Raw genomic sequence first — 3232 nt, 5'->3', positions numbered from 1 at the left:
CTTTCGTGATACCTTCAATTTTCTGATTAAACTCATTGGATACATTCGTTAAGCGCTGATTCACACTTTTGACATTCACATCAAGCCCCGTCAAAGCATCACCAACATTTTCAAAGGTTTTCTGTTCTACGTTACCATCTGCAGACACTTGAGATAGATTATATCTAGGGCCTACAAAAGCACCATCCTGAAATGCTGCATCCCCACCAAAGTAATTTGCAATATCTCCTGATATTTTATTAATCTGGCTACCATTGATTGCATCATGAGAATCCTGGGAAATTGCACCATCCTTAACATTCAGGAGAGCAACTGGCCCATTGCTCTTACCGCTACCTAAAGTCACACTACCATAATTAACATTGCCATTTTCATCTTTATCGTAGAGAACTGCTGTTGCAGTTACTGTATCAATATCTTTAGAAATCTTATTATCAATATTTGTGATAGAAGTATTGATAGCAGTAAACGCGTCAAAAACATTATGATGCGTTTTCCCCTGAATAAGGAAAGCTGGTTCTATACCTTCGAGTACATCTGTACTACCACCAAAATATTTCGATGTATTTTCAGCAACTTTTGATAGATTATCAGTAACATTTATAACCTTCTTATTCGTAGCAAAAAGCTGCGAACCATTGATTGCATCATGTGAACTCTCAGACATCACACCATCGGCAACATTATGCAAACCAACAGGAGTAGAATTCTTACCTTTACCTAAAGTCACACTCGTATAATCAATCTCATCTTTATCCTTTTTATCGTAATGCACAACAGCTGAGTCATCTGATTGAAGGTGATTAATTTGGTTGGTAATCTCATTAGTAATTTTATTTTGAAAATTCGCGAAAGAAGTACCAACTCCTTCAAAAGCTTCCGCTACATTTTTATACTCTTGCTCTTCAGATCCACCATTGTCCTTAACTGTTTTAACCTTGAAATTTGGAGCACTCCATGCGCCATCCTTATATTCAGCACCGCCACCAAAGTACTGCGCAACACTGCTACCTAAGCTGTGAAGCTGGGAACCATTTACCGCATCACTTGAGATTTCAGAAACCTCTCCATTTGCAAGAAACTTAATCTTGCTATTCGTTTTTGTTCCCTTTTTCTCCCCATGCTGTGCTAAAAACGCACCCTCAGCACTACTCCAATTTAAAGAATCCTGTGCAATGCCTTCTGATACTTCTTTAATGCGCTGACTTACATGCTTGATATTTTCATCAAGACCTGAAAAAGCCGTGCCAACACCAGTATACGATTTATCTTTTATCTTACCTTCTTCAGAAACCTCGGATAATTTATAGGTTGGCTGTGTAAGAGCGCCATCTTTAAAGGAGGATTCTCCACCTAAGAACTTAGCAATATCCTCACCAATTGTATTGATCTGACCACCCGTGACTGCATCATGTGAACTCTCAGAAATCATACCATCAGCGACATTGTGAAGACCAACAGAGGTAGAACCCTTACCTTTTCCTAAAGTTATATTCGTATAATCAGTTTCACCCTTTTCCTTTTTATCATAATGAATAACAGCCGATTCATCTGACTGAAGACTCTCAGACAACTGCTTTAAACCTTTATCTAACTGGCCTTTGTTAACAGCATCATTGTCCTGTTCTGCTTCTTTCACACCAGAAAGAGTTCGACTCTTACCATCATTATCGGAAATAGTGATTTTATTACCGTACTTTTCTGCGCCAATCTCGATTAGTTGCTTATCTTCATCCCACTTAACAAAGCTATCACCTTTCACATTGGCAATTTCATTGTTAATTTTCTTTGTGATATCATTTTTAACATTCGTGATAGAACTTCCAACTCCTGCCAAAGCTTCCGCAACAGTATTGTATTGCTTCTCTTCAGAGTTGCCATCATTCTTAACTGTCGTAACCGTAAACTTAGGAGCTATCCATTGGCCATTCTCATATTTAGCGCCCCCGCCGAAATAGGTCGCAACCTTATCATTTGTCTCAAAAAGCTGCGAACCAATGACTGCTTCATTTGAATCTGCTGAGAGCACTCCACCCTTTATACCAGTAAGAGTACGCTTTTCATTTTCGTTGTTGGCAATATCGATTTTGTCACCATCCGTGTCTTTACCAATAGTGATGTGTTTCGTTTCAGCATCCTGTTTCACAAAGCTACTGGCTTCTACTTGTTCTTTAATTGTCTTTAGTTGTGAGAAATTTACAGCGTCAGTATCTGAAGTACCTGCAGCAACTCCAGAAAGAATCCGATTATGACCATCCTTATTTGTAATATCGATTTTAGTGCCTTCTTTTTCTTCCCCTATCTTGATTAACTTTGCCTCTTCATTCCACTTAACAAGGCTATCACCTTTTACATTAATAATCGCATTGTTAATTTTATTCTGAACAGTCGTGAGAGCTGTATTAACACCTTCAAACGCAGCCGCTACATTCTGATAAGTCTCTTCTCTTGCCTCTCCATCAGTATCAAAGGTTTTAACCGTGAATGTAGGAGCACTCCATTTTCCATCTTTATAACCAGCACCACCGCCTAAATAAGTAGAAATCTTATCATTTGTTTCAAAAAGCTGAGAACCATTTATGCCATCATGTGATTCATTGGTAATTTTACCTTTTCCAACATTATGCAAAGCAACAGTGCTTGTTTCTGGATCACCAAAAGTCACACTCTTCTTATTAACTTTACGCACTGATCTCGCAGGCAGATTAACATCCTCTAAATCTTCTTCCTCATCATAAAGAACTGCCACAGAACGCACGTCTTCAATATTTTTAGAAAGAGTGGTTATGTTTTCATCAAGCTGACCTTTGTTAACGGCATCGGTTTCTTCTTTCCCCTTAGCTACTCCTGTAATTTTTTTATCACCAGCATGAATACCATTTAAAGTTATGCTTGGTCCATTACCATCAATAAACTTAAAGCCCTCATTACTCATAGAGCTTTGACCTGTAGTGACGCTTGTAAGTTTGAGAGTATCACTCAAAGTAAATTCAATTTTATGCTTATTTTCTGCAGTATTTTTTGCAATTTTTAAGTTATCTTTTCCTACTTCACTATTTTTCACTGAAAAATCTATTGTACTACCTGGATTCACGTCTGTAGGATCGGTATTGTTAGCAGAGAGTTTCCAAACTCCTGATGCCAAATCTCGCAAAGCTTTTAACTGTGCAACATTCACTGCATCAGTATCTTCACTACCCGCAGCCACACCGGTAATTTGTCGTGTTAGCTT

1 pseudogene is annotated in these 3232 nt (G+C 38.2%); it reads right to left on the bottom strand.

Annotation, left to right across the window (positions count from 1 at the left end):
* A pseudogene (locus ACFIO3_RS10470) lies at positions 1-3232 on the bottom strand (hypothetical protein); the annotation flags it as partial.

Source organism: Bartonella sp. AD328YNZD, assembly GCF_042196425.1.
The sequence above is the reverse complement of the archived record's forward strand: the minus strand, read 5'-3'. Positions and strand labels throughout refer to the sequence as shown.